This is a genomic window from Paracidovorax cattleyae (assembly GCF_900104515.1).
In the GTDB taxonomy this organism is placed as follows: Bacteria; Pseudomonadota; Gammaproteobacteria; order Burkholderiales; family Burkholderiaceae_C; genus Paracidovorax; species Paracidovorax cattleyae.
On sequence record NZ_FNJL01000001.1, the window covers coordinates 1 to 19,771 of the forward strand.

Here is a 19,771-nt window from a genome sequence, read left to right on the forward strand (position 1 = left end):
GCCCGCCCCGAGAGCCCCGCGAACTCCCGGTACAGCGGGCGTTCGTGCAGTTCCTCCTCCATGGCCGGGTCGCTCAGGTTCCACCACAGTTGCAGGCAGTGGATGCGCAGCATCGTCTCCACGGCGAACGGCGGGCGTCCACCCAGTGCCTGGTGCGCTCCGCGCGCATGCGGCTGGATCAGTGCCACCAGCGCCGCCCACGGCACCACCCGGTTCATCTCTTCAAGGAAGATCTCCTTGCGGGTCTTCTTGGGCAGGGGATCGAACCCCAGCATCTGCTGCTCTTGCGTCATGCCCGCCATCTTGCCTGCTGCTCACTGCACCCGCCAGTCCGTGATGGGGTTTTGCAGACCTTCCTTAGGATGACTGCTACCGTTCGCAACAGGTCCCGCCACTGACAGCTATCCACCAAAAAGCCGCCGCGCGCAACTTACTCATTAAAGGGCGCATGCGTTGCATAGCGGTATGTCGTACCGCGCAAGCAGCGTGCAACGAAATCACCTGGTCAAACAACGGCAGCAACGCGGCCATTTCAAAACTGCATAACGACCAGCGCTCAACACACAGCGCCGTGCCATGTTCCGCTCTCAAACTGCCAACGCCCGCATCTCCGCAATCAGGTCCGATTTCCCCTCAAACCCAATCCCCGGCAACGCCGGCAGCGTCACATACCCGTTCTCCACCTTCACCCCGTCCGGGAACCCGCCATACGGCTGGAACAAATCCGGATAGCTCTCGTTGCCGCCCAGGCCCAGGCCGGCGGCGATGGCGAGGGACATCTGGTGGCCGCCGTGGGGAATGCAGCGGCTGGGGGACCAGCCGTTGTCTTTCAGCATGTCGAGCGTGCGCAGGTACTCGACGAGGCCGTAGCTGAGGGCGCAGTCGAACTGCAGCCAGTCGCGGTCGGGGCGCATGCCGCCGTGGCGGATGAGGTTGCGAGCGTCCTGCATGGAAAACAGGTTTTCGCCCGTGGCCAGGGGGCCCTGATACACCTCGCCGAGTTGGGCCTGCAGTTCGTAGTCGAGCGGGTCGCCGGCTTCTTCGTACCAGAACAGGGGGTATTGCGAGAGGGCCTTGCCGTAGTCGATGGCGGTTTGCAGGTCGAAGCGGCCGTTGGCGTCCACGGCGAGCTGCTGGCCGGGGCCGAGGATTTTCAGGACGGATTCGATGCGTTCGCAGTCGTCGGCCAGCGTGGCGCCGCCGATCTTCATCTTGACGACGGAGTAGCCGCGCGCGAGGTAGCTCTCCATCTCTTGCTTCAGGCCGTCCAGGCCCTTGCCGGGGTAGTAGTAGCCGCCGGCCGCGTAGACGAACACGCGCGGGTTGGCGGGCGTGCCGTTGCCGTAGCGTTCGGCGAGCAGCTGGTAGAGGGGTTTGTTGGCTATCTTTGCCACGGCGTCCCACACGGCCATGTCGATGGTGCCGACGGCGACGGAGCGTTCGCCGTGGCCGCCGGGTTTTTCGTTGGTCATCATGCGCGCCCAGACCTTGTGGGGGCACAGGTTGTCGCCGGTGTCATCGACCAGGGAGGCGGGGTCGGCCTCCAGCACGCGCGGGATGAAGCGGTCGCGCATGAGCGCGCCCTGGCCGTAGCGGCCGTTGGAGTTGAAGCCGTAGCCGATCACGGGTTGGCCGTCGCGGATGACGTCGGTGACGACGGCGACGAGGCTCAGCGTCATCTTCGAGAAGTCGATATAGGCGTTGCGGATGTCCGACTTGATGGGGCGCGTGGATTCGAGGATGTCGACGATTCGCATGGTGGTCAAAGGCGCGGGCCGTGAGGGATGGAAGGGAGTGGAATGCGAAGAAAGCGGTTCAGCGGGCGAGCGAGGAGCCGCCGCAGATGGCGATGTCCTGCCCGGTGATGGCGGCGGCCGCGGGCGAGAGCAGGTAGCCCGTGAGCGCGGCGATTTCCGCGGGTTCGATGAGGCGGCCGATGGGTGGCAGGCGCGGCGCGCTGCCGGCGCGGGCCGGGTCGGCGAGCATGCCGGTGGCGGTGGCGGCGGGCGAGACGACGTTCAGGGTAACGCCCTGCCCCGCCACTTCTGCCGCCCAGCTGCGCGCGAGCGCGATGAGCGCGGCCTTGGTGGCGGCGTACTGGCCGCGGCCCGGCATGCCCTGGGCCACGCGGCTGCCGATGAAGACCACGCGGCCCCGCCCGCGCGCGGCCATGGCGGGCACGAGGGCGTCGGCCAGCCGCGTGGCGGCATCGACGTGCAGGCGCCACATGAGTTCGCCGCCGGCATGGTCGAGCTGGCCGAGCGGGCCGACGCGCAGTACGCCTGCGGCGTGGATGAGGGCATCGGGGGCATAGGGGGCCTGGGGTGCGGGCGACGGGTCCGGCGCGTGGGAGCTGGCGTGGCCCGATGCGTTCGGCGCCGTGGTGTCGCGCGGCCCCGACCCCAGCAGCGCCGCTGCGGCGCGGGCGATGACCTCGCCGTCGGCCAGGTCCACCAACAGGTGCACGAACGCCGGGTGCGCGATGGCGGGCGGTGCCACGTCGAGCCCCGTCACGCGCCAGCCGGTGGCCAGCAGGGATTCGGCGATCGCGCGGCCGATGCCGCTGCTGCTGCCGGTGACGGCGGCGTGCGGTGCGGGGCCTCCTGCGTACGCCACCGAAGCGGGCGCGGAGGCGGAAACGGAAGCGGACGCTGCGGCGGCGATGGCGTCACTCGGCACGGATGCGGCCCTCGGTCACGATCTTCTGGGAGCGCTCCATGTCCTCGCGCTGGAACTTGGCGAAATCTTCCGCGCTGCCGGGCGTGACGAGCAGGCCCTGCTCCCTGAGCTTGGGGCCGATCTCGGCGAGGGCCTTGTTCACTTCGGCGTTGAGGCGCTGCACGAGCGCGGGCGGCGTCTTGGCCGGGGCCCAGAGGCCGTACCAGCTGTAGAACTCGTAGCCGGGGATGGTTTCGGCCACGGTGGGCACGTCCGGCAGGCTGGGCACGCGCTGGGCCGAGGTGACGGCCACCACGCGCAGCATGCCGCTCTTGTGGTACTGGAGCGAGCCGAGGATCGGATCGATGAAGCCGTCGATCTGCCCGCCGATCAGGTCCTGGAAGGCCGGCGCCGTGCCCTTGTAGGGAACGATCAGGTAGTCGATCCTGCCGGCGCGCTTGAGCAGTTCGGTGGAGAGGTGGCCGGCGGAGCCGATGGAGCCGACGGCGAAGGTCATCTTGCCGGGGCGCGCCTGGGCGTAGGCGATCAGGCTCTTGATGTCGGTGATGGGCAGGTCCTTGTTGATCGCGACCGAGAGCGGCGCCTTCGCGACCAGAGCCACGGGGATGAAATCCTGCGTGACGTTGTAGGGCACGGACTTGAGCGTCATCGGCGCCGTGGTGTGCGTGGAGGCGCTGAACAGCAGCGTGTAGCCGTCGGCCGCCGCCTTGGCGACGGTGTCGCCGCCGATCACGCCGCTGCCGCCGGGCTTGTTGTCCACCACGAAGGACTGGCCCATCTGCTCGCCGAGCTTCTGCGCGAGCATGCGGCCGACGGCGTCGAGCGTGCCGCCCGGCGGGAAGGGAATGACCATCCGCACGGGCTTGTTCGGATAGGTCTGCGGCTGTGCCACGGCGCCGGCCGCCGCCGCGAGGGCAGCGGCAGCCAGGGCGGCGCGCAGGAAATGGTTGCGTTGCATGGTGTCTTGTCTCCGTCGTTGTTTCTTGTGAGGCCACCCGGGCGCAGGGGACTCAAAATCCCCCGCTTTTTTCTGGTTCTGGAAGTGCGGCCGCTCAGCGCTGGAGCAGGCCGGCCTGCTTGACGGCAGCGCGCAGGGCTTCCATTTCCTTCGCGCTCGGCGCTTCGGTGGGCGGGCGCACGGTGGCATCGTCGATCACGCCGGCCAGGTACATGCCGCCCTTCATGCGGGCATGGGCCTCGCCCGTGGGCTCGCCGCCGCCATAGACGGCGTCCTTGAGCGGGGTGATGACGGCCTGCACTTCCATGGCCTTTTTCAAATCACCCGCCTTGACGGCGTTCCACAGGTCGATGATGAGCTGCGGGATGAAGGTGGCGAAGCCGACCAGCGCGCCATCGACGCCCTGCACCATGGAGGCGAGCAGGTATTCGTCGTGGCAGGTGAGGATGGCCTTGGAGGCATCGGCCTCGCGGATGGCCTGGATGTCGCGGGCGTATTTGTTCATGTCGCGCTGGCCCACCTTGAACGCCTGCAGATAGGGCAGCTTCGCGAGGTCGGCGAGCAGTTGCGACGAGTAGGAGGCGCGCGTCCAGGCGGGATAGACGTGGCAGACGAGGTCGGCCTCCGGCGCGGCCTGGTGGATGGCCTCGAAGTACTGCAGCGCATGGCCGGAGGTGAAGCCGAAGCGCAGCCAGTGGTGCGGGGGCATCACGTCGAGCGCGACGGCGCCGGCCGCCACGGCGGCGCGGGCATGGTCGGCGGCGTCCTTCAGGCCTTCGCAGACGATGGAGGAGATGACAGGGCAGCGGCCCTGGAGCTCGTCGGCGACGATGCGGGTGACTTCGGCGCGCTCGGCCGGGGTGAGGGAAAACACTTCGCCCGTGTGGCCGTTGGTCATGATGGCGACCACGCCGTCGTGGCCGGCCAGCCAGGAGGCGAGCTTGCGCAGGGCGGGCTCGTCGATGCGGTGGTCGGGCGTGAAGGGGCACGAAATGGCGGGGATGATGCCGCGATAATTCGCGATGGAAGGCATGTGGGCTGTCTCCGTGGTTCCGGGATGGTCCCGTTGTGGGATCGTTGGGTGGAAAGAAGGGGAACGCAGCGGATGATTCCCGCCCCGCCCGCGGCCGTCCAATACCCGAATCGCATACAACTATCCGCGCGTGCCGCCACGCGCCAGGAGACCCATGGGCCCCGGCAACCGACCGCTGGATCTGGAGTGGCTGGAGGATTTCCTCGCCCTCGCCGAGAGCGGCAATTTCTCGCGCGCAGCCGAGGCCCGCGCCATCGCGCAGCCTGCCTTCAGCCGCCATATCCGCGCGCTGGAGGAGTGGGTGGGCGCCGAGCTGTTCGACCGCAGCGCGCACCCGGCCACCCTCACGGCGGCGGGCCAGCGCTTCCAGCCGCTGCTGGAAGACGTGCTCGCGCGGCTGGAGGCGGCGCGCATCAAGGCCTGCGCGGCGCAGGCCCAGGCGGCGGCCAGCCTGCGCTTCGCGGCGACGCACGTGCTGTCGCTCACGTTCTTTCCGCGCTGGCTCGGGGGCCTGGAGTCGCAGCTGCGGCTGGGGCCGATCCAGACGATTTCCGACAGCTACCAGGCCTGCGAGGACCTGGCCATGCAGCGGCGCGTGCAATTCGTGCTGTGCCATGGCCATGCGGCCGTGCCGGGGCGGCTGGACGAGGCCGGCTACCCGGCGGCGCGCCTGGCGGACGACGTGCTGCAGCCCGTGTCGGCGCCGCAGGGGGACGGCACGCCGCTGCATGCCATCGCGGGCCCGGACGCTGCCGGCGGAGCGCGGCCGCCGCTGCCGGTGCTGGCGTACAGCGACGCCTCGGGCCTGGGGCGGATCATGCGCGCGCTGCGCAAGGGAGTGTTCGACGCGGGAGGCGCGGCCGGCATGCCCGGCGAAGTGGAGGTGGTGTTCACCGCCCACCATGCGGCGCTGCTCAAAACGATGGCGCTCGAAGGCCGCGGGATGGCCTGGCTGCCACGCAGCCTGATCGCGGAGGAATTGCGCACGGGTGCGCTGGTGCCCGCCGGGCCGGACGGCTGGAACGTGCCGGTGGAGATCCGCCTGTACCGTCAGCGCACGGAGATGTCGGACGCGGCGGAGACGCTCTGGCGCCTCGCCGCGGCCAGGCAGGCTACGGGCATCGCCCTGCCCTGACGCGCCGCCGGCCGGCGGCGGATGGTCAGTCCTTGTGGAAGCGCGTGCCCTGGCCGATGGTGCAGCGGTAGGCCACGGACGGCGTGCGCAGGTCGTAGCCCGGCAGGTTGAACATCCAGGTGGTGAAGTCCACGGACTGGTCCGGGCGCACCTGGTAGCGCATGAACTGGACGATGGGCTGGCCGTCGCCGGCCACGGTGAAGTGCGAATCGCTGAAGGAGACGGTGCCGTCCTGCACGATGCGGTAGGCATCGATGCGGCGGCCGCCGCGCGTCTGCGAGGGCGAGGCATTGCCCTGGGGCACGCACTGGGAGAGATCGATGGCGACGGAGACGCTCTCGCCCTGGTCCAGCGCCTGCTGGATGGCGGCATGGGTGGGAAGGACGTCGCCGGCATGGGCGGCGGGGGTGGCGGCCAGCCAGAGGGCGGGCGCGAGCAGCAGGCAGTAGGTGCGGTAGGGCAGCAGTCGGACCATGGGTGCGAACCTTTCGATGCAGGGTGGTGGAAGGCAAAAGCGCGCCCATGGTAGGCAACTGTCGCGGCCGTGACACCCCCACCCGTGACAGCGGCCACGGTGCGTGCGCGCAGGCACGGCGGCGCTGGCAAAGCACCCCGTGCACGGGCAAACCCTTGCCCCGCAAGGCCTGCGCGCCGATCGGCGCCAGCCAGGCAGCCCCCGCCGGATGGCGCAACATTGAGGAACTTCATCCACTGCATTAGCTTTCAGCGGGACGCCAGCCAGGCCGCTTCGATAATCCCGTGATGGAAAAAAGACACCGCGCCACCGGCATCGGGCTGGTCGCCATCGTTCTGTGGGCCTCGATCGTGGGCCTGATCCGCGGCGTGAGCGAGGGGCTGGGGGCGGCGGGCGGCGGGCGGCGCGGCGATGATCTACAGCGCCGCCGCCGCGCTGCTGTGGGCGACGGTGGGTTTCACGCCGCTGCGCGCGTTCCCGCGCAGCTACCTGGCATGGGGCAGCGTGCTGTTCGTGGGCTACGAGCTGTGCCTGGCACTGTCCATCGGCCAGGCGCGCAGCCGCCAGCAGGCGATCGAGGTGGGCATGGTGAACTACCTCTGGCCGACCTTCACCATGCTCGCCGCGATCGCATTCAACGGCCAGCGTGCCAGCTGGCTGGTGGTGTCGGGGCTGGCCGTGTCGCTGGCGGGCATCTGCATGGTGCTGGGCGGCGGCAATGGCGTGAGCCTGTCCGGCATGGCCGCCAACATCCAGGACAACCCGCTGAGCTACCGCCTGGCCTTCGCGGGGGCCGTGGTCTGGGCCGCCTACTGCACGGTGACGGCGCGCCTGGCCCGCGGCACGAACGGGATCACGCTGTTCTTCCTGCTCACGGCGCTGGTGCTGTGGGCCCAGTACCTGGCCCGTGGCGCGCCCGCGATGCACTGGAGCGTGCCCACGGCGGTGCAGCTGGCGTTCGCGGCGGCGGCGATGGGTTTCGGGTACGCGGCGTGGAACGTCGGCATCCTGCACGGCAACGTCACGGTGCTGGCCGGGGCGTCGTATGTCACGCCGGTGCTGTCGGCGGCGCTGGCCGCGCTGCTGCTGCGCGTTCCGCTGTCGGCCGCCTTCTGGGCGGGCGCCGGCATGGTGTGTGGCGGCGCGATGCTGTGCTGGCTCGCGACCCGCGGCCGGCCGCGGGCGCCCGGGCCGGGGGCCGGCTGACGGCCGCGCGCGCGGCACAGGGCGGACGGATCAGTCCATGGTCAGGTGCGCGTTCTTCACCACCTGTGCCATGCGCGCGGCCTCGCTGCGGAAAAAGGCCGCGGTCTGCTCGGGCGGGGTGAGCTTGATCTCGTAGCCCTGGGCAACGAGCGCGTCGCGCGCCGCGGGCATGTCCATCGCGGCCTGGAAGCCGCCGTAGAGGCGCGCGATCTCCACCTTCGGCAGGCCGGCCGGTCCCACGGGCGCGATCCAGCCGTCGAGCGCGAAGCCCGGCAGGCCCTGCTCCGCGATGGTGGGCACGCCCGGCAGCGTGGGCACGCGCGCCGCGGTGGTCACGCCCAGCGCCCGCAGCGCACCGGACTGGATGTGCGGCGCCGCGGGAGCGGCCGCCACCACGGCGAGCTGCACCTGGCCGCCGATCACGTCGTTCATCAGCGGTCCCATGCCCTTGTACGGGATGTGCCTGATGTCCAGCCCGGCCCGGTCCACGAACATGGCCGCGCCCAGGTGCAGGATGGTGCCGTTGCCGGAGGAGCCGTAGTTCAGCACGCCGGGTTTCGCCTTCGCATAGGCGATCAGCTCGCGCACGTTCGCGGCCGGCACGGCCGGATGGGCGACGAGCACGAAGGGGGTCGCGCCCAGGATGGTGATGGGCACGATGTCGGCCAGCGAGTCGAACGGGATGTTCCGGTACACGCTGGGGTTCACCACGTGGTTGTTGGAGACCACGCCGATGACCGAGCCGTCCTTCGGCGCGCGCACGATCTGCGCGGTGCCGGTGATGCCGCCCGCTCCGGGCAGGTTCTCGATCACCACCGGCTGGCCGAGCGCCTTCGCGAGGCTGGCGCTGATGGCGCGGATGGCACCGTCGGCCCCGGAGCCGGCCGAGAGCGGCAGGATGACGCGCAGCGGCCTGTCCGGATGGCCTTGCGCGCGTGCGGGCCGCAGGCCGCTCCAGGCGGCGGCCAGGGCAGCGGCGCCCCATGCGGCCGCCGCGCGGCGGGTCATTGCGCCGGCGGGGCCGGCGGCAGGTGCCGCGGGCGCGGCGTCGGGGCGGCAGCGGCTGGGGGCCGCCGTCTGGGGGTGCGGGTTCGGCATGCGCATGTCTCCATCGTTGTGATGGGGCCGCGCGGACTGGCGCCGCGCTCGTCAAGGCCCCGGGGGGAACTAGGTCGGCCGGTCAGGCCACGGCGCGGGCCTCGCGCAGCGCATCGATGGCGCCGGGTCCGTAGCCCAGCCCTTCGAGCAGTTCGCGCGTGTGCTCGCCCAGGCGCGGCGGGTCGGCGCGCACGGGCAGGCGTTCGCCGTCCATGCGCAGCGGCATGAGCGTGACGCGCGTGCGTTCGCCGGCGCGATCGCCGTCGGGCAGCGTGATCTCGGCCAGGCCGCCGGTGGCGTTCAGGTGGGGATCTTCGAAGAGCTGCTCCGGCCGCAGGATGGGTGCGAACGGCAGGCCGTGGCGCTCGAAGATGGCGGCCAGCGCTTCGGCCGTGTGCTCCGCCAGCCGCCGCCGCAGCTCCGGCAGCAGGGTGCCGCGGGCCCGCACGCGGTCGTTGTTGGTGGCCAGGGCCGGGTCGGCCTTCAGGTCGTCGTAGCCCATGGCGCCGCAGAAGGCGAGCCACTGCGCATCGCTTACCGCCGCCAGGAAGATCTGGCCGCCGTCCTTCACGCTGAACACGTCGTACACGGCCCAGGAGGAGATGCGGTCCGGCATGGGCGCCGCGGGCTGGCCGGTGACGGCGTACTGCATCATGTGCTGGCCTACCAGGAACACGTTGTTCTCGAACAGCGCGGAATCCACCTCCTGGCCGCGGCCGGTGTGCGCGCGCTGCATCAGCGCCGCCATGGCGCCGATGGCGCCGAACATGCCGCCCATGATGTCGTTCACGCTGGTGCCGGCACGCAGCGGGTCGCCAGGGCGGCCCGTCATGTAGGCGAGCCCGCCCATCATCTGCACCACCTCGTCGAGCGCCGTGCGGTGCTCGTAGGGCCCCGGCAGGAAGCCGGTGTGGTTCACGTACACCAGCCGCTCGTTCAGGCGCGAGAGCGCGGCGTAGTCCAGGCCGTACTTGGCCATCACGCCGGGCTTGAAGTTCTGCGCCACGACGTCCGCGGAGGACGCGAGGCGGATCGCCACCTCCAGGCCCCGGGGGCTGCGCAGGTCGATGGCGATGCTCTTCTTGTTGCGGTTGAACATGGGGAAGAAGCCAGCGCCCGCGCCCAGCAGGTGGCGCGTGCGGTCGCCGTCCACGGGCTCGACCTTGATGACCTCGGCGCCGAGGTCGGCCAGCACCATGCCGCAGGTCGGCCCCATGACCATGTGGGTGAACTCCACCACGCGCAGGCCCGCCAGCGGCAGGGAGGATTGCGGGGACGGGGCCGGAGAAGCAGTCAGGGAAGTCATGGACGGCGGAAATGAAGGAACGGGCGGGACAAAGGACCAATGGCAGACAGACGGGGCACCGCGAACGCGCAGCCAGACACGCAGGGCGTGCGGGCCGGGCCCGCTTCAGGCGGGCAACGGCTCGGGCCGCGCCACGAGGCCGCCCCGGGGCAGGCCGGCGCGCCACAGTGTCCCATGCAGGGTCTCGCCCGCCAGCCACTCCGGCACGCGACCGCGCAGGGCCAGCAGGGCCGGCAGGTCCAGGCCGGTGGCGATGCCCATGCGCTCCAGCATGAAGGCGAGGTCTTCCGTGGCCACGTTGCCGCTGGCGCCGGGCGCATGCGGGCAGCCGCCGATGCCGGCCAGGCTCGCGTCGAACCGCGTGACGCCGGCCTGCCAGGCCGCGCAGGCATTGGCCAGGCCCATGCCGCGGGTGTCGTGGAAGTGCGCGCAGGCGAGCCGGTCGCCCACCCGGTCGCGGGCCTTGCCGAAGAGCCGGGCGACCGAGGCCGGGTCCGCATAGCCCACGGTGTCGGCCAGGCTCACGCGGTCGGCCCCGGCGTCCAGCAGCGCCTGCAGGAGGCGCAGCACCTCGGCTTCGTCCACGTCGCCCTGCAGCGTGCAGCCGAAGGCCGTGCCCACGCCGCCCTCGATGAGGGTGCGGCTGCCGGAGGCATCGCGCGCCGCGCGGATGCGCGCCACCTCGGCCACGACCTCGTCGGGGGTCTTGCGCAGGTTGGCCAGGCTGTGCGCATGGCTGGCCGAGAGCGGCACGACCATCAGGTGGGCGCCGCACTCCAGGGCGCGCTCGGCGCCCTTCAGGTTGGGCACCAGCACCGAGGCCACGAGACCCGGCAGCGTCCGGGCGAATGCCAGCACCTCGGCCGTGTCCGCCAGCTGCGGCAGCAGGCGCGCGGGCACGAAGGAGCCCACCTCGATCTCCCGCTGCCCGGCAGCGTGGGCCGCGGCGACCCAGGCGATCTTGCGCTCCGTGGGAAGGACGGCGGCGATGCTCTGCAGGCCGTCGCGCAGGCCGACCTCGCGCACCTGTGCGCGCGGCGCGGGGCCGCGCTCCGGGGCGGACGCTTCGGTGGATGGGGTCATGGATGTCTCCTCGTGCCCGGCCGTCGGCGGCCGTGTGCCCCATTCTAGAAATTCCCGCACACTCCATGATCTCAATTCTGGAAGCCCAGAATTTCCCGAAAGGAACATCTCAACATGCGCTCCCTCGATCTCCAGACCCTGCGGCTGTTCGTGGCCGTCTGCGAACAGCGCAACATCGCGCGCGCCGCGGAGCGCGAGTCCATCGTGGGCTCGGCGGTCAGCAAGCGCCTGGCGCAGCTCGAGGACACCCTGGGCACCCGGCTGCTGGTGCGCAGGCGCCACGGCGTGGCCCCGACGCCCGCCGGGGAGACGCTGCTGGAGCACGCGCGCGAGATGCTGGCCACCGCAGGCCGCATCGAGCGCGACATGGCCGGCTTCGCCACCGGCGTGCGCGGCCACGTGCGCATGCTGGTCACCGCCTCGGTCATGGCCGAATCGCTGGCCGAAGACGTGGCCGCCTTCCTGCAGGAGCCCGCGCACCGCGACATCCAGGTGAGCATGGAAGAGCGCGTGAGCCCGGAGGTGGTGCGTGGCGTGCGCGAGGGCAGCGCGTCGCTGGGCATCTGCTGGGACGCGGCCGACCTGCAGGGGTTGCACACGCGGTCCTACCGCAGCGACCACCTCGCCATCGCGGCGCACCCGTCCCATCCCGTGGCGGCCCTGGAGACCGTGCGCTTCGCCGACGTGCTGGGCTACGAGTTCGTCAGCATGCCCGCCCTGAGCGCGGTGCAGGTGCTGCTGGCGCGCGCGGCCGCGCTGGAGGGCCGCAGCCTGCTGCACCGGGTGTTCGTGTCGAATTTCGACGCCGCGCTGCGCGTGGTGCGCGCCAACCTCGCCATCAGCGTGGTGCCGCGCGAGGTGGCGGAGCCGTTCGCCGCCGCCAGCGGCGTGCGCGTGGTGCCGCTGGCCGATCCCTGGGCCCGCCGGCGCTTCGCCCTGTGCGCCCGGGCGGGCGAAGGCCTGCCCGCCGCCGCGGCGCTGCTGGCCGATTACCTGGCCCGCCGCGGGGGCAATGGGGCCGAAGCGCGAGTGCAACCGGCGCGTAACACCTGAGTTATTTGGGCGAGGCGCCTGCCAGACATGAATTTTGAGCTATTAAACTTGTAGCAAACGGATTTCCACGCTATATTTTCGCGGTGCCCGGGTGCCCATCCGTCCCGCCAGCCGCGCCCTCCCATGCGCAAGGAGAACCCGCCATGAGTTCCAAGGAAAACGCCGCCATCAACCAGCTGTTCGAGAAGCTCGAATGCCGTTATGCGCTGCGCGTGCTCTGGGCCCTGCGCGACGGCCACCCGCAGACGTTCCGGCTGCTGCAGGACAGCGTGGGCGGCATCACGCCCAACACCCTCAACACCCGCATCAAGGAGCTGCGCGAGGCCGGCCTGCTGGACCACGGCAGCGACGGCTACACGGTCACCCCCTCGGGGGTGGACCTGCTCAAGCGCCTGAGCGACGTGCAGGCTTTCGCCACCCGCTGGGTCGCCGCCCGCTCCGCCAAAGCCGCCGCGGCGTCCGCAGCCACCCGCAGCTGACAGGCGGGCAGCGGCCCCCGCGGCCCTTCCCCCTTCCCTTTACCCACCCCAGGAGTTTTCCCCATGGCATTCACCACCACCCCGTCCGGCCTGCAGTACGAAGACACCACCGTCGGCGAAGGCAACGAGGCCACCAGCGGCCAGCCGGTCCGCGTGCACTACACCGGCTGGCTCTACAACGATGGCCAGCAGGGCGCGAAGTTCGACTCCAGCCGCGACCGCAATGCCCCGTTCGAGTTCCACCTCGGCGCAGGCATGGTGATCAAGGGCTGGGACGAAGGCGTGCAGGGCATGAAGATCGGCGGCCAGCGCACGCTCATCATCCCCGCCGCCCTGGGCTACGGCGCGCGCGGCGCGGGCGGCGTGATCCCCCCGAATGCCACGCTGAAGTTCGACGTGGAACTGCTCGGCGTCGGCCGCTGAGCCGCTTTTCCGGGGCCGGCCACAGCGCCGGTCCACGGCCGCCGTGCCGCACGTTCCGCAGCACGGCAACCTTTCCCCCGCCCACGGGCACCCACGACGCGCAGAACATCCTGCCGCAACCCGTGGAGTCTCGTCCCGTGAAAATTTCCCGCCACCTGCTGGGCCTGGCGCCCGCAGCCGCCCTCTTCCTGGCCGCCTGCGGAGGCGGCAGCAGCCCGACCCCGTCCGTCGCCACCGCGTTCACCGCGCGCACCGTGGTGTCCGACGGCAGCGTCCCGTCCACGCAGACGGACCCCAACCTCAAGAACGGCTGGGGCATCGCCTTCAATCCCCAGGGCTTCGTGTGGGTGACGGCCACCGCCACCCAGAAATCCACGCTCTACGACGGCAACGGCGTACCGCAGTCGCTGGTGGTCACGGTGCCGCCCGCGGGCAGCGTGCCGGCCAACCCCACCGGCATCGTGTTCAGCGGCAGCAGCGACTTTCAGGTCACCAAGGGCGGCGTGACCGGCCCGAGCCGCTTCATCTTCTCCAGCGAAGACGGCAGCATCGCCGGCTGGAGCCCCGCCGCGGACCTGAGCAACGCCATCGTCACCTACAGCGACGGTGCGGGCGGCGCGGTGTACAAGGGCCTGGCGATCGCCGCCAACGGCAATGCCAACTTCCTCTACGCCACCGACTTCCGCAACCGCAAGGTGGACGTGTTCGACGGCAGCTTCCGCAAGGTCCGTCTGGCCAGCGACTTCTCCGACCCGCAACTGCCCGCCGACTACGCCCCTTACGGCATCCAGGCCATCGGCTCGCGCATAGTGGTGACCTATGCGCGCCAGGACGCCAGCGGCCGCAACGCCGTGCACGCCAGCGCCACGGGCGCCGTGAACCTGTTCAATACCGACGGCACGCTGGCCCAGCGCCTGCTGCAGCCCGGCGCCCCGCTGAACGCGCCCTGGGGCGTGGCCCTGGCACCCGCGAACTTCGGCGGCGCTTCCGGCCAGTTGCTGATCGCCAACGAGGGCGACGGCACCATCGGCGCCTTCGACATGGCCACCGGCGTGACGAAGGGCGTGCTGGCCCAGGGCGACGGCACCGTGCTGCGCGTGGACGGGCTGCGCGGCATCGCATTCGGCAACGGACTGAACCAGCAGCCGCTCAACACGCTGTTCTACATCGCCGGCCCGAACCAGGGTGCCAACGGCGCCTACGGCCGGGTGGACCCGCAGAACTGATCCGGCCCAAACCGCGGGGGCCGGGCGCCGGCCTTCAACCGAACAGCGCGTCCTGCAGCCGGCGGTACTTTTCCTCGCCGACCAGTTCGCGGATCTTCGGGGCCAGCGCGGCGAGTTCCTCGACGTTGCGCGCCCCCTCCACCGCCAGGTTCAGGCGGAAGCCGCGCAGGCCGGCGCCGGAGGTGAGTTCGGTGGCGACCCGGTAGGCGCCCTGGTAGCGGTCCGCCATCGCCGTGGCGGCCGGTACCGGGGCCGGCTCCGCGGCGGCCGGCGCGGGCTGCGGACGCGCCAGGGGCCGCCCGTCCGGGCTCTCCAGCAGCCCCTGGTCGATCATGGCCTGCACGTCGTCCATGGTGATGCCCATGGCCGCCGTGGCGGCCAGCACCTGCCCCACGGTGCGCCGGCCGTCGAAGAGGATGAACGCGGATCGCTGGCGCGGCGTGAGGCCGCCATGGCGATCCTTGAGAGCCAACTGGCCGGCGGGGGTTTTGACGAGGAGCACGGTGGATCCGGCACACGGCCGCGAGTGGCGAAGTGCGGTGCAGAGTCGCACGCGCCCCCGGGTTTGTGAATCCGGGTTTCTTCTGTGCACGGGGCGCGCACGGGCCGGCGCCCACCCCCATCGCGACGCGCGTGCCGTCAGCCGGCTGGCCGGGAGGCCACGTCCGCCCGGCGCGTCGCCAGGCTGACCGTCCACGCCGCCGCCAGCCCCGCAGGTACGCCGAACACGCCCGCGGAGACCGGGTCGATGCCGAACCACAGGCCGTCCGGCAGCAGCCAGGCCGGCACCACGGCCTGCACGGCCTCGGTGGGCGCGGCGAGGTAGTAGAGCGCCGTGCCCAGGCCGCAGAGCATGCCCGCCACGGCGCCCTGGCGCGTGGCACCCCGCCAGAAGATACCCAGCACCATGGTGGGCACGAAGGCCGAGGCAGCGATGGAGAACGATGCCGACACCATGGGCAGGATCTCCGAGCGCTTGAGCGCAGCGACGAAGGCCGCGCACAGCGCCACCGCCAGCAGCGCGAACTTGGTGAGGATCACGCGGTGCTCGGGCGATAACGGCCGGCTGCGGCGGCTGCCGTGCAGGTAGAGGTCGCGCACCAGTGCATTGCTGATGGTGAGCAGCAGCCCGTCGGCGGTGGACAGGGCCGCCGCCAGCCCGCCCGCGGCCACCAGCCCGGAGATCACGTAGGGCAGGCCGCCCAGCTCCGGCGTGGCCAGCATGATGAGGTCGGCGCCGAGCCGGATCTCGCCGAACTGCACGATGCCGTCGCCGTTGACGTCCTGCACGGACAGCAGCGAAGGATCGACCCGCGACCACTGCCCGATCCAGCCCGGGAGCGCATCGAATCGGCTGCCCACGAGGTTCTGCATCACCTCGAACTTGACCAGCACGGCGAGGGCCGGTGCGCTCAGATAGAGCAGCGCGATGAAGAACAGCGACCACGCGACCGAAGCGCGCGCGGCCGAGGGCGTGGGCACGGTGTAGTAGCGCGTGAGCAGGTGCGGCAGCCCCGCGGTGCCGACCATCAGGCAGAACATCAGCGCCAGGAAGTTGCGGCGCGATACCTCGTAGGCCTCGCGCTCCGCGGGCGTGCCTTCGGGGTCGCCCGCGTAGGCCAGGCCGTGGGGCGGCAGTCCGCCGAGCGGACGGGCACGCTCCCGGGCCTCGCGCATCTCGCGCGTCCAGAGCTCGCGCGCGGCCTCGGCGTCGCGCGGCAGCAGGGCCAGTTCGCGGCTGGCGGCCACCACGAGGGCGACGTCGGCATGCGCATCGCGCAGCCCGTGCACGCGCTCGCGCGCCGCCTCGCGCTCCCGCTCCAGGGCCGCGGTCACGTCGCGCAGCCGCTCCTGCAGTTCGCGGGCGCGGCGCTCGTGCGCGGCGACCACCTCGCGCTCGGCGGGCGACTGCAGCAATTGCGATTCCAGCGCGGCGATCTTGCCGATCTGCCCGCCATAGACCGCGGCCGCGAGCGGATTGCCCAATTGCTTGTACGCCAGCCACGACACGGGAATGAGAAAGGCCAGCAGGATGACCACGTACTGCGCCACCTGCGTCCAGGTGATCGCGCGCATGCCCCCGAGGAACGAGCACAGCAGCACGCCGCCCAGGCCCAGCATGATGCCGATCTCGAACTGCACTCCCGTGAGCCGCGAGGCGATCAGGCCCACGCCGTAGATCTGCGCCACCACATAGGTGAAGGAGCACAGCATCGCCGCGAGCGCCGCGATCACGCGCGGCCAGCGCCCGCCGAAGCGCACCTGGAAGAATTCGGGAATGGTGTAGAGGTTCATCGCGCGCAGGTGCGGCGCGATCAGCAGCGCGACGAGGCAGAAGCCCCCCGTCCAGCCCAGCAGGTAGGCCAGGCCCCCGGCCTGCCCCGGCCCGCCCGAGAAGCCCTGCAGGTAGAGCGCACCCGAGAGGCTGATGAACGAGGCCGCGCTCATCCAGTCGGCCGCCGCCGCCATGCCGTTGTAGAACGGCGGGATGCGCCGGCCGGCGACGTAGTACTCCTCCGGGTCGGTGGTGCGGCCATAGACGCCGATGGCCGCATAGACCATCACCGAGAGGAAGAGGAAGATCGGCCCGATCCACTGCCGCGACAGGCCCCGGTGCTCCGCCCAGGCCATGAGGGCCAGGAAGGCGAGCACGCCCGCGGTGTAGAGCGCGAGCAGGCGGTGCAGTCGCCGGTTTCCTGCGGCCCCGGTGGCGCCGGGGCGCCCGTCAGCCATCGGAGCGCGGCGCGGCGTCCTGCGCCCGCGCATCCGCTCGCTCGAAGCGGTCCATCGCCACGCAATAGACCACCACGATGGCGATGAAGGCCAGTACCGCGCCCTGCGAGGCGATCCAGTAGCCCAGCGGCCAGTCGCCCACCCGCCAGGTCAGGTCCCGCACGAAGTAGCACGCCCCGAAGGACACCGCCGCCCAGGCCACCAGCAGCACCGCCTTCAGCCAGAGGTGGCGCGCGTCGTGCAGGTCGGGCGCGAACGGCGCCGCGGCCCCTCCGGCTTCGCCGTACGGGTCGGGGGTGGCGCGCTCGCGGCCGTCCGCGACCCGCGGCGCAGGGGGTGGCGGCGACGCGGGCATGGGCCGGCGTGCGCCGTCAGCCGGCGAGCTTCTGCCAGGTGGAGATCACGCTGTCGGGGTTGAGCGAGATCGACGAGATGCCCTGCTCCGCCAGCCACAGCGCGAAGTCCGGATGGTCGCTGGGGCCCTGGCCGCAGATGCCCACGTACTTGCCCTGGCGCTTGCAGGCCTCGATGGCGCGCGAGAGCAGCGCCTGCACGGCCGGGTCGCGCTCGTCGAAGTCGGCGGCCAGCAGCTCCAGGCCGGAATCGCGGTCCAGGCCCAGGGTGAGCTGGGTCAGGTCGTTGGAACCCACCGAGAAGCCGTCGAAGAACTGCAGGAACTCGTCGGCCAGCACGGCATTGGACGGCACCTCGCACATCATGATGAGCTTGAGCTCGTTCTCGCCGCGCTTCAGGCCGTGCTCGCCCAGCAGTTTCGTCACGCGGTCGGCCTGGCCGAGGGTGCGCACGAAGGGCACCATCACCTGCACGTTGGTCAGGCCCATGTCGTTGCGCACCCGCTTCAGGGCTTCGCATTCCATGGCGAAGGCCTCGCCGAAGTCCTGGCTGATGTAGCGCGCCGCGCCGCGGAAGCCCAGCATCGGGTTCTCTTCCTCGGGCTCGTAGCGGCTGCCGCCGATCAGCTTGCGGTATTCGTTGGACTTGAAGTCCGACAGGCGCACGATGACGGGCTTGGGCCAGAACGCCGCGGCGATGGTCGCCACGCCTTCGGCCACCTTGTCCACGTAGAAGGCACGGGGGCTCGCATGGCCGCGCGCTACCGATTCGACAGCCTTCTTCAGGTCGGCATCGACGGCGGGGTAGTCCAGGATGGCCTTGGGGTGCACGCCGATGTTGTTGTTGATGATGAACTCCAGACGCGCCAGGCCCACGCCCTCGTTGGGCAGCTGGCAGAAGTCGAAGGCCAGTTGGGGGTTGCCCACGTTCATCATGATCTTGGTGGAGATCTTCGGCATTTCGCCGCGCTGCACCTCGGTCACCTCGGTCTCCAGCAGGCCGTCGTAGATCCGGCCGGTGTCGCCCTCGGCGCAGCTCACCGTCACCAGCGTGCCGTCCTTGAGCAGGCTGGTGGCGTCGCCGCAACCGACCACGGCCGGGATGCCGAGTTCGCGCGCGATGATGGCCGCGTGGCAGGTGCGGCCGCCGCGGTTGGTGACGATGGCGCTGGCGCGCTTCATCACGGGCTCCCAGTTGGGGTCGGTCATGTCGGTGACCAGCACGTCGCCGGGCTGCACCCTGTCCATCTCGGCGATGTCGCTCACGAGGCGCACCGGGCCCGTGCCGATCTTCTGGCCGATGGCGCGGCCCTCGGCCAGCACCGGGCCCGTGCCCTTGAGCTTGAACTTCTGCTCGGCCTGGCCCTGCTGCTGGCTCTTCACCGTCTCCGGGCGGGCCTGCAGGATGTAGAGCTGGCCGTCGGTGCCGTCCTTGCCCCACTCGATGTCCATCGGTCGGCCGTAGTGCTTCTCGATGAGCAGCGCGTAGCGCGCCAGCTGTTCCACCTCGGCGTCCGTCAGGGAGTAGCGGTTGCGCTGCTCGGTGGGCACGTCGATGGTCTTCACGAGCTTGCCGGCGGCCTTCTTCTCCTCGGGCGAGGCGAACACCATCTGGATGAGCTTGCTGCCCAGGTTGCGTCGGATCACGGCCCGGTTGCCGGCGGCCAGCATGGGCTTGTGCACGTAGAACTCGTCGGGGTTCACGGCGCCCTGCACCACCGTCTCGCCCAGGCCGTAGCTGGAGGTGATGAACACCACCTGGTCGAATCCGGATTCGGTGTCGATCGTGAACATCACGCCCGCGGCGCCCTTGTCGGAGCGCACCATGCGCTGCACGCCGGCCGAGAGGGCCACTACGTCGTGCGCGAAACCCTTGTGCACGCGGTAGCTGATGGCGCGGTCGTTGTAGAGGGAGGCGAACACCTCCTTCATCTTGTGCAGCACGTCCTCGACGCCCACCACGTTCAGAAAGGTTTCCTGCTGGCCGGCGAAGGAGGCGTCGGGCAGGTCTTCCGCGGTGGCGGAGGAGCGCACGGCGAAGCAGGCCTCGGCATTGCCGCCGCTGAGGGTGGCGAAGGCGCCGCGGATGGCCTTCTCGAGATCGGCCGGGAAAGGCTGGGCCTCGACCATGGCGCGGATCTCGGCGCCGGCCGCGGCCAGGGCGCGCACGTCCTCGGTGTCGAGGGTCTTGAGGCGGTCGCTGATCTTTTGCGCCAGGCCGTCGTGGGCGAGGAACTGGCGGAAGGCGTGGGCGGTGGTCGCGAAGCCGGTGGGCACGCGCACGCCGTCGGGCAATTGGGAGATCATCTCGCCGAGGGAGGCGTTCTTGCCGCCCACCGACTCGACGTCGGTCATTCTCAGGTTCTCAAACGGAACGACCAGGGCGGTCGACTCGAACAGTGCAGACATGGGAAAGCTCCAGAAGTTGAAACCGGGTCTGCGCGCCCCGGGAGGCCGCCCGCGCGCGGGGGCGGGCTGGCGGGGGCGCCGTCTTCACGCATGCACGACACGCTGTGGCTTGGCTGTTCTGG

The 19,771-nt window shown here is 70.9% G+C and carries 18 protein-coding genes and 1 pseudogene; 6 read left to right on the forward strand and 13 right to left on the reverse strand.

Going from position 1 to position 19,771, the window contains the following annotated elements; genetic code table 11:
* From BLR05_RS00005 to BLR05_RS00025, 5 genes are all read right to left on the reverse strand, one after another.
* On the reverse strand, nucleotides 1–293 hold a 293-nt coding region (locus tag BLR05_RS00005), incomplete at its 3' end, for a transposase (RefSeq protein ID WP_167361160.1).
* A gap of 294 nt (nucleotides 294–587) precedes the next feature.
* Nucleotides 588–1,757, reverse strand: a complete 1,170-nt coding sequence (locus tag BLR05_RS00010; protein ID WP_092831931.1) for a mandelate racemase/muconate lactonizing enzyme family protein — start codon at nucleotides 1,755–1,757, stop codon at nucleotides 588–590.
* 58 nt (nucleotides 1,758–1,815) lie between these two features.
* On the reverse strand, nucleotides 1,816–2,616 hold the full coding sequence (locus tag BLR05_RS00015) for an SDR family NAD(P)-dependent oxidoreductase (protein WP_092831932.1): 801 nt from the start codon (nucleotides 2,614–2,616) through the stop codon (nucleotides 1,816–1,818).
* 52 nt (nucleotides 2,617–2,668) lie between these two features.
* The gene (locus BLR05_RS00020; protein WP_092831682.1) at nucleotides 2,669–3,637 is read right to left on the reverse strand and encodes a Bug family tripartite tricarboxylate transporter substrate binding protein; all 969 of its coding nucleotides are present in this window, start codon (nucleotides 3,635–3,637) and stop codon (nucleotides 2,669–2,671) included.
* 94 nt (nucleotides 3,638–3,731) lie between these two features.
* On the reverse strand, nucleotides 3,732–4,670 hold the full coding sequence (locus BLR05_RS00025) for a dihydrodipicolinate synthase family protein (protein WP_092831683.1): 939 nt from the start codon (nucleotides 4,668–4,670) through the stop codon (nucleotides 3,732–3,734).
* Between the two features lie 154 nt (nucleotides 4,671–4,824).
* On the opposite strand from BLR05_RS00025, the gene BLR05_RS00030 reads away from it, so the two are divergent.
* Nucleotides 4,825–5,805: a LysR family transcriptional regulator gene (locus tag BLR05_RS00030; RefSeq protein ID WP_092831684.1), complete on the forward strand. Its 981-nt coding sequence runs from the start codon at nucleotides 4,825–4,827 to the stop codon at nucleotides 5,803–5,805.
* Nucleotides 5,806–5,830: 25 nt separating this feature from the next.
* Here the strand turns inward: BLR05_RS00030 and BLR05_RS00035 are convergent, their stop codons facing one another.
* Entirely contained in the window at nucleotides 5,831–6,280 is a 450-nt protein-coding gene (locus tag BLR05_RS00035; RefSeq protein ID WP_092831685.1) for a VirK family protein, read from the reverse strand.
* A 287-nt stretch (nucleotides 6,281–6,567) separates the two neighbouring features.
* Here BLR05_RS00035 and yddG point away from each other — a divergent pair.
* Nucleotides 6,568–7,486, forward strand: a pseudogene (gene yddG, locus BLR05_RS00040) (aromatic amino acid DMT transporter YddG).
* Between the two features lie 30 nt (nucleotides 7,487–7,516).
* On the opposite strand, the gene BLR05_RS00045 reads toward yddG, so the two are convergent.
* The 3 genes from BLR05_RS00045 to BLR05_RS00055 form a co-directional block, all read right to left on the reverse strand.
* On the reverse strand, nucleotides 7,517–8,494 hold the full coding sequence (locus tag BLR05_RS00045; protein ID WP_092831933.1) for a tripartite tricarboxylate transporter substrate binding protein: 978 nt from the start codon (nucleotides 8,492–8,494) through the stop codon (nucleotides 7,517–7,519).
* A gap of 172 nt (nucleotides 8,495–8,666) precedes the next feature.
* Nucleotides 8,667–9,890 carry a CaiB/BaiF CoA transferase family protein gene (locus BLR05_RS00050; protein ID WP_092831686.1) on the reverse strand — a complete coding sequence of 408 codons (1,224 nt, stop codon included), beginning with the start codon at nucleotides 9,888–9,890 and terminating at the stop codon, nucleotides 8,667–8,669.
* Between the two features lie 105 nt (nucleotides 9,891–9,995).
* Nucleotides 9,996–10,973 (reverse strand): hydroxymethylglutaryl-CoA lyase, encoded by a 978-nt coding sequence (locus BLR05_RS00055; protein WP_092831687.1) that lies wholly within the window; start codon nucleotides 10,971–10,973, stop codon nucleotides 9,996–9,998.
* 114 nt (nucleotides 10,974–11,087) lie between these two features.
* Between BLR05_RS00055 and BLR05_RS00060 the strand changes: the two genes are divergently transcribed.
* The 4 genes from BLR05_RS00060 (at nucleotide 11,088) to BLR05_RS00075 (ending at nucleotide 14,154) form a co-directional block, all read left to right on the forward strand.
* Nucleotides 11,088–12,026, forward strand: a complete 939-nt coding sequence (locus tag BLR05_RS00060; RefSeq protein WP_092831688.1) for a LysR family transcriptional regulator — start codon at nucleotides 11,088–11,090, stop codon at nucleotides 12,024–12,026.
* Nucleotides 12,027–12,169: 143 nt separating this feature from the next.
* Nucleotides 12,170–12,505: a winged helix-turn-helix transcriptional regulator gene (locus tag BLR05_RS00065; RefSeq protein WP_092831689.1), complete on the forward strand. Its 336-nt coding sequence runs from the start codon at nucleotides 12,170–12,172 to the stop codon at nucleotides 12,503–12,505.
* A gap of 63 nt (nucleotides 12,506–12,568) precedes the next feature.
* Entirely contained in the window at nucleotides 12,569–12,928 is a 360-nt protein-coding gene (locus BLR05_RS00070; RefSeq protein WP_092831690.1) for an FKBP-type peptidyl-prolyl cis-trans isomerase, read from the forward strand.
* Nucleotides 12,929–13,065: 137 nt separating this feature from the next.
* Nucleotides 13,066–14,154: a TIGR03118 family protein gene (locus BLR05_RS00075; RefSeq protein WP_092831691.1), complete on the forward strand. Its 1,089-nt coding sequence runs from the start codon at nucleotides 13,066–13,068 to the stop codon at nucleotides 14,152–14,154.
* Between the two features lie 34 nt (nucleotides 14,155–14,188).
* On the opposite strand, the gene BLR05_RS00080 is transcribed toward BLR05_RS00075, so the two are convergent.
* The 4 genes from BLR05_RS00080 to ppsA all read right to left on the reverse strand — a co-directional run bounded on the left by BLR05_RS00080 (nucleotide 14,189) and on the right by ppsA (nucleotide 19,649).
* Entirely contained in the window at nucleotides 14,189–14,656 is a 468-nt protein-coding gene (locus BLR05_RS00080) for a hypothetical protein (protein WP_244160022.1), read from the reverse strand.
* Nucleotides 14,657–14,793: 137 nt separating this feature from the next.
* Nucleotides 14,794–16,887 carry a VC_2705 family sodium/solute symporter gene (locus BLR05_RS00085; protein WP_092831934.1) on the reverse strand — a complete coding sequence of 698 codons (2,094 nt, stop codon included), beginning with the start codon at nucleotides 16,885–16,887 and terminating at the stop codon, nucleotides 14,794–14,796.
* A complete protein-coding gene (locus BLR05_RS00090; protein ID WP_192883881.1) occupies nucleotides 16,880–17,242 on the reverse strand; it encodes a DUF4212 domain-containing protein in 363 nt (120 codons plus the stop codon). Before BLR05_RS00090 ends, BLR05_RS00085 begins: the two co-directional genes overlap by 8 nt.
* A gap of 16 nt (nucleotides 17,243–17,258) precedes the next feature.
* Entirely contained in the window at nucleotides 17,259–19,649 is a 2,391-nt protein-coding gene (ppsA, locus tag BLR05_RS00095; RefSeq protein WP_092831693.1) for a phosphoenolpyruvate synthase, read from the reverse strand.
* Nucleotides 19,650–19,771: the final 122 nt, after the last annotated feature.